Raw genomic sequence first — 6,130 nt, 5'->3', positions numbered from 1 at the left:
GGCCTATAAGGGTCGTGTTGCCATGGACGACGACGCCATCATCAATGTCGGTGTCGGCGCGCTGATGAGCGGGCAGGACATCAACGATCCCAAGGATCTGGCTGCTGTCACGGCCGCACTGAAGTCCATCAAGCCGAACGTCAAGTTGCTGTGGTCGACGGAAGACCAGTGGAACAAGTCGTTCGCCGCCAAGGAATTCGACCTGTCGCTGTTCTGGTCGGGCGGTTCAGTACGCTCCAAGCGCGTTTCCAAACTTCCGGTTCAGTTCGTAGTGCCTAAGGAAGGCGGCGTCGGTTGGGTCGATGGTCTCGGGATTCCGTCATCGGCGCCGAATCCAGAAGGTGCTCTTGCCTTCATCAACTGGATGATCGATCCGACATTTTATGTCGAGTGGGCAACCAAGATAGGGGCGCCCGCCTCGTCGAATTCGGCAGCCCTTTCGGCACTCCCCGCCGACGATCTCACGCGTTTGGTGCACAAGACCGAGTACTTAAAGACGACGTCCTTTGTCTCGGGCATTCCCGACGACCGCCGTGAAGCCTTCAACAATATCTGGCAGGAAGTGAAAGCCTTCTATGCAGAATGATCGAGTGATTTCAGCGTCAGAGCGCGGACCTTCGGGTCCGCGCAGCCGGCGCCCGCTCCCCCCATGGATATCGACGACGGCACTGCTGCTGCCGACCTATGGATGGCTGACACTTGCCGTTTTCCTGCCGCTGCTGACCATGCTCGTGTTCAGCTTCATGTCCGCGACACCGATGGGCAAGGCCCCGATCGTCTTTACGCTGAAGCAGTACCGCGCGTTCATCGACCAACCCTATCTGGTCGGGATCGGCATCACGTCGCTGCTGATCGGTTTCTGGACGACGCTGTTCTGCGCAGTGCTGGGTTTCCTGGCGGCTGTGGCTTTGGTCCGCTCGACCTTCGGCAAGACGCGTGAGATGTTGTTGATCCTCATTCTCCTGCCATTCTGGACCAACGGTCTTGTGCGCGTCTTTTCGTGGACCATGGTACTCCGGGAAAACGGCTTCCTTGACAATCTCCTGCATATGATCGCGCCCGATGCCGGATCGATCGGTTTTCTTTATACGCGCTATGCCATCGTGGTCGGTCTTGTTCACGGCTATCTGCCCTACATGATCCTGACTTGCTACATCGCGCTTGTGGCTATCGATGACGCGATCATTGAGGCTGCATCGAGTCTCGGCGCGCGCTGGTGGACCATTTTGTTCAAGATTTTGGTGCCGCTCGCCGCACCCGGCCTGATTTCTGGCTCCGTTCTGATCTTCATTCCGGTGATCGGCTCTTTCATGGAACCGCGCATCCTGGGCGGACGTGTCGGCGTCACCATGGGAACGGTGATCGAAGACCAGTTCACGCAGGCCTTCAACTGGYCGCTGGGCGCATCTTTGTCCTTTACGCTTCTGGCCGTCGTGCTCGCCATTTTCGCAACCTTCTCCGGCGCTCTGCGCCGTGGCACGGTAGCTTGAGGAGAGGATCATGAAACCGCTTGGCCGTATCTATCTCATTGCGATCCTTATCTTCCTCTACACGCCCATTCTCGTGATGATGGCAATGGGGTTCAACGCATCGCCGCTCTATGAACTGCCCTTCAGCTTCTCGTTGCAATGGTATCAGGCTCTGTCGAGCAACACCGTGCTTCTGACGGCTGGCCTGAACAGCATCGTCATCGCCACGATCACGGCAGTGCTGGCGACGGCGCTTGGGACCATGGCTTCGGTGGCGCTGTCGCGACGGACATTCCGCGGCAGGAGCCTGCTGCAGCTAATGCTACTGCCGCCGATTGCCATTCCGTGGCTGATTACCGGCACGGCGATGCTGATCTTTTTTTACTGGAGCGGCATCGGGCGTGGCATGCATGCCCTGCTGATCGGCCACGTCGCACTCGCAATCCCCTATGTGGTTCTGGTGGTCGGGACCGGCTTCCGTACTATTCGTGCCGATCTGGAAGAAGCAGCCATGAGCCTCGGATCCACACCGGTTCACGCCTTTTTCTCGGTGACATTGCCGCTGCTCTATCCGAGCATCCTAGGCGCCGCGCTGTTTGCCTTCGCGGTTTCGCTCGACCAGTTCGTGATTTCCTACTTTCTCGCAACGCCCGGCTACACCACGCTGCCGGTGCAAATCTACTCCTCGATCCGCAAGGGCTTCACCCCCGAAATCAACGCGATCTCGACCGTACTTCTGCTCGGCTCGATGACGATCATCCTGATTTTTGCGCGTTTCGCCAAGCCTGGAGACACTCGTGACAAACGTTAAAGTCAATTCCGTCGCCAAGACCTACGGCACCACGCCCGTCCTGTCGGATATCACCACCGAGTTTCCCGAAGGCTCCTTCACCAGCCTTCTCGGCCCATCCGGTTCCGGCAAGACCACGCTTCTGCGCATCATCGCGGGCTTCATCAAGCCGGACCAGGGTATCGTCAGGATCGGCAACAACGATGTCACCGACATCCCTGTCTGGGGCCGCAACATTGGCATGATGTTCCAGTCCTACGCACTTTTCCCGCATATGACGATCGCCCAGAACGTCGCCTTCGGTCTCGAACGTCGAGGCATCAAGGGCGCCGCCGCGCGCAAGGAAGTTGATCGGGCTCTTGAGATGGTCCGTCTTCCCGGCTTCGGCGACCGCACGCCCAAGCAACTGTCCGGGGGTCAGCAGCAGCGCGTCGCACTGGCCCGCGCCATCGTCATCAAGCCGAGCGTACTTCTTCTCGACGAGCCGCTGTCGGCGCTCGATCGCCGCCTTCGCCAGGAGATGCAGGTCGAACTGCTGCGCATCCAGCGTGAAAGCGGCCTGACGACGATCTTCGTTACCCACGACCAGGAAGAAGCGCTGACGCTGTCCGACAAGGTGGCCATCCTCGACAAGGGCCGCATCGTTCAGATCGGCGAGCCGGAAACCGTCTACGAACGGCCACTGACGCGCTTTGCAGCGGAATTCCTCGGCGATTCCAACTTCCTCACCGGGACGGTGGATAATGGAGCCGTGCGTCTGGCCGATGGGACGGTCGTCCGGACAACTGGGACGTTGCCATCAAGCGGATCCAAAATTACGCTTGCGGTTCGCCCGGAAAAGATGTCGATCGTATCTGGTCCGACGGACGGCAATAGCCTAACGGCACGCATCACCACGGTCATCTATGCAGGTCCCGTGCTTTCCTATCTGCTAGAGACTGCCGATGGCCTGCCGCTGAAGCTGTTTGCGCAGAACCGCGATGGGAAGATTCTGAGCGATGGAGACAGCATCACCCTGAGCTGGGCCCCGGAACACACCGTCTCGGTGGCCGACTGATCATGGCAACCGCGCCGCTCTCCAAGAATACGTTGCATGTCGTCATCGACATGCAACGTCTGTTTGCCGAGGAAACGGCGTGGCATACACCAGCAATCGCCGACATTCTTCCGAACGTGCTGGCGCTCAGCCAAGCGCGCCCGTTCGACACGATCTTTGTCCGATTTGTGGTTCCGCAGAACGCGGAAGATGCAAAAGGCCGCTGGAAGAACTACTATCGCCGCTGGTCATCGGTGACGCTGGATGAGCTCGACGCGACCGTGCTGGATCTGGTCGCGCCGCTGGCGGCGATCGCCGGTCCTGGCTCCATCGTCGACAAAGAAACCTATTCCGTCTTCGGTTCGCCTGGTTTCGCCCGCCGCTTGCAGAACTCGGGAACGGACACTCTGATTTTCTCAGGCGTCGAGACAGACGTCTGCGTCTACGCGAGCGTTCTCGATGCGGTGGACGCCGGCTACCGGGTCATCCTGGCCGAGGATGCGCTGGGAAGCGGTGACATGAAAGCGCACGCCATGGTAACCGAGATCTTGGTGCCGAGGCTTTCGGAGCAGATCGAAATCTTATCGACAGAAGCCATCCTGGATTTATGGCGAGACTGAGTTCGACAATGCGATTGCCAATCACGACGAACAGGCAGATTTGAGAGATCCGATGGATGTTCCCTTCAAAGACAAAGGCGGCCGCAGGAAGGCGGCACAGCCTAAGGTTCAAGGCCAGCAGGCCGAGTATGCGCTTGGCGAACAGATCGGCTTCTATCTGCGGCAGGCAAACCAGCGGCACGTGGCGATCTTTGCGAGCCTGATGGCGGAGAAACTGACCACGACCCAATGGGCAGCGCTGGTCAAGCTCAACGAACTGCAGCCCTGTTCGCAGGGCAATCTCGGCCGTGAAACCGCCATGGACATGGCGACAATCAAGGGGGTCGTCGATCGACTGGTGAAGCGCGGGCTGGTTCACACAGCACCCGACGCAACCGACGCACGGCGGTTGGTGCTGACGCTGACGCCGGACGGCGAGGCGACGGTGGCTCGCAACCTGTCGGTCGCACTGCAGATTTCGCAGGAAACACTGAGTAACCTGACGGTTGCCGAGCGCATGATGCTAATGGAACTCCTTCAGAAAATCTGCTGAGCCGACGCCTGCCGTAACCTCGGAGACTACCCATGTTCCAGCTCAGCGAAGACGAAATCCCATCGCTCGTTGGCCAAATGACCGTCGGCGAAAAGGTCGCTCTACTGAGCGGACGCGGGCTGTGGAAAACGGCATCGATCGAAAGGCTCGGCATCCCTTCGGTCGTCATGACCGATGGTGCGTATGGCGTGCGCTATTCGACCACCCAGATCGATGCCGGCGACAACGACGAAGACAGTCTCCAGGCATTCCTCGATCTCGTCGGGCAACAGGGCGATGGGCCAGGCGGCATGTTCGGCGCCACCCGCCCGGCCACATGCTTTCCAAACGGCAATCTGCTTGGCTGTTCCTGGGATATCGATCTTGCCTACCGCATGGGGGCGGCACTTGCGGCCGAGTGCCAGGATTTCGGCGTTCATCTGCTACTTGGCCCCGGCATCAACATCCGGCGCACGCCATTGGCTGGGCGGGCCTACGAATATTATTCCGAGGATCCCGTCATCAGTGGTGAACTCGCTGCTGCTGTCATCTCAGGCCTGCAGGATCATGGCGTCGGCGCCTCGCTGAAGCATTTCGCCTGCAACAATTCGGAAATCGAGCGAACCACGACCAGTTCTGACGTCGACGAGCGGGCCCTGCGCGAAATCTATCTGGCGGGCTTCGAGCGGGCAATCGAAAGGAGCGCGCCGTGGACCGTGATGAGCGCCTACAATCCGCTGAACGGCATCCAGGCAGCCGAGCATCATTGGCTGCTCCGCACCGTGCTGCGCGAGGAATGGGGTTATGACGGACTGGTCGTCTCCGACTGGCATGCGATCAAGGATCGTGGCGCCGCGCTCAATGCCGGCACCGAACTCGACATGCCGGAAAGCCAGCCGCGCAAGGCGCGCCTTCACGCCGCGATCGAAGCCGGCGACGTGCCGACTGAGTTGATCGATGCCGCCTGCGCCAGGGTTCTGGCGTTCGTGGTCAAGTGCAAGATGCACGAGGAGCGCGGCACGGCGGCGGATCTCGACGCGCATCATGCGCTGTCACGCGAAATCGCGGCGGAGTCGATCGTGCTGCTGCGCAACGTAGGCAAGGCGCTGCCACTTGATCCCGGCCGCCCGGGCGAGCTTCTCATCGTCGGCGATGGCGCTGTCATTCCGGTCATCCAGGGCTCCGGCTCGGCCACCACCAATCCTTATCGCGTCGACAGTCCCTTGGCTCAGATCGCCAAGCGGGCCGGAGACACCTTGACGGTGCGGCATCAGCCCTTCTCCTGCGCCGCGCAGGGGGACCTGTTGGCCTCGATCGAGGCGATCGTTGAGGCTGCGTCACGCGCCGATGTCGTTGTGGTGTTCGCGGAAAACGAGAAGAGCCGCCACGGCGAAGGCAATGACCGCGACACACTGAAGCTCGCCGCCAGCCACGACGCCCTCATCAAGGCACTGGCGTCAGCCGGTCGCAAGATCGTCGTCGTGCTGTCGATGCCGGATACCGTCGAGATGCCGTGGCTCCACGATGTTGATGCCGTGCTTGCCAGCTTCTATGCCGGGCAGGGCGGCGGCGAAGCGATCGCCCGTATTCTGTTCGGCGAGCAGAACCCTTGCGGTAAACTCTCTGCCAGCATGCCCGCGCGCGTGAACGATATTCCAGGCTGGCACACCTACCCGGGCGAGCACGGGCGGCATGTCTATAGCG

Annotated in this window: 7 protein-coding genes; all 7 read left to right on the top strand. The window is 60.4% G+C overall.

Annotated features, from left to right (window positions below):
• The coding region (locus AC1D1Z_RS32690; protein ID WP_477852989.1) for an ABC transporter substrate-binding protein at positions 1–586 on the top strand (586 nt) is incomplete at its 5' end.
• Positions 576–1,490: an ABC transporter permease gene (locus AC1D1Z_RS32685; protein WP_477852987.1), complete on the top strand. Its 915-nt coding sequence runs from the start codon at positions 576–578 to the stop codon at positions 1,488–1,490. The genes AC1D1Z_RS32690 and AC1D1Z_RS32685, both read left to right, overlap by 11 nt.
• A gap of 10 nt (positions 1,491–1,500) precedes the next feature.
• Positions 1,501–2,280, top strand: coding sequence for an ABC transporter permease (locus AC1D1Z_RS32680; protein ID WP_018245252.1), 780 nt, complete (start codon positions 1,501–1,503; stop codon positions 2,278–2,280).
• Positions 2,267–3,316, top strand: a complete 1,050-nt coding sequence (locus AC1D1Z_RS32675; protein WP_018245251.1) for an ABC transporter ATP-binding protein — start codon at positions 2,267–2,269, stop codon at positions 3,314–3,316. Before AC1D1Z_RS32680 ends, AC1D1Z_RS32675 begins: the two co-directional genes overlap by 14 nt.
• A gap of 2 nt (positions 3,317–3,318) precedes the next feature.
• Positions 3,319–3,915 carry a cysteine hydrolase family protein gene (locus AC1D1Z_RS32670; RefSeq protein ID WP_018245250.1) on the top strand — a complete coding sequence of 199 codons (597 nt, stop codon included), beginning with the start codon at positions 3,319–3,321 and terminating at the stop codon, positions 3,913–3,915.
• Between the two features lie 52 nt (positions 3,916–3,967).
• The gene (locus AC1D1Z_RS32665) at positions 3,968–4,447 is read left to right on the top strand and encodes a MarR family winged helix-turn-helix transcriptional regulator (protein ID WP_018245249.1); all 480 of its coding nucleotides are present in this window, start codon (positions 3,968–3,970) and stop codon (positions 4,445–4,447) included.
• Positions 4,448–4,479: 32 nt separating this feature from the next.
• Positions 4,480–6,130, top strand: a 1,651-nt coding sequence (locus AC1D1Z_RS32660; protein ID WP_477852983.1) for a glycoside hydrolase family 3 protein, incomplete at its 3' end; no start/stop codon positions are given.

The organism is Rhizobium sp. P1_E1 (assembly GCF_056406015.1).
The sequence above is the reverse complement of the archived record's forward strand: the minus strand, read 5'-3'. Positions and strand labels throughout refer to the sequence as shown.

What these genes read in the sequence shown, in the direction of transcription:
- AC1D1Z_RS32680 (WP_018245252.1), top strand. Translation starts at nt 1,501, where the DNA reads ATGAAACCGCTTGGCCGTATCTATCTCATTGCGATCCTTATCTTCCTC.
- AC1D1Z_RS32670 (WP_018245250.1), top strand. Translation starts at nt 3,319, where the DNA reads ATGGCAACCGCGCCGCTCTCCAAGAATACGTTGCATGTCGTCATCGAC.
- AC1D1Z_RS32665 (WP_018245249.1), top strand. Translation starts at nt 3,968, where the DNA reads ATGGATGTTCCCTTCAAAGACAAAGGCGGCCGCAGGAAGGCGGCACAG.